Here is a 469-nt window from a genome sequence, read left to right as displayed (position 1 = left end):
CTTCTACCTGCATGCGCAGCGCATCCTGGCCGAGGTCGCGCAGGCCGAGGAGGCGATGTCGGCGCGCCGCACCGAGCTGCACGGCTCGCTGAAGATCAGCGCGCCGATGTCCTTCGGCATGAGCCACCTGTCGCCGCTGCTGGCCGAATTCCTGGCCGCGCATCCGGCGGTGCGGCTCGAGGTGGAGTTGAGCGACCGCCGCGTCGACCTGATCGGCGAGGGTTTCGACCTGGCGCTGCGGATCGGGCAACTGGCCGATTCGACGCTGGTGGCGCGCACGCTCGGCACGCTGCGCATGATCGCCTGCTGCAGCCCCGCCTATCGGCGATCGCATGGCGAGCCGGCGGCGCCGGCCGAGCTGCATCGCCATGCCTGCCTGCTCTACGGACAGGAGAGCCGCGACGGCCGGGAATGCGAAACGCCGGAAGGGCGGGGCGCCTATCCCGTGCAGGAGCCGCTGATCGCTAAC

General features: G+C 70.8%; 1 protein-coding gene. It reads left to right on the top strand.

Annotation, left to right across the window (positions count from 1 at the left end):
* Nucleotides 1-469: substrate binding domain-containing protein (locus tag FQ705_RS00045; RefSeq protein WP_222105621.1), on the top strand; the 469-nt coding region annotated here is incomplete at both ends.

Source organism: Paraburkholderia sp. BCC1884 (assembly GCF_900996225.1).
Lineage (GTDB): Bacteria > Pseudomonadota > Gammaproteobacteria > Burkholderiales > Burkholderiaceae > Paraburkholderia.
This window is presented reverse-complemented; position numbering and strand designations above follow the sequence as displayed.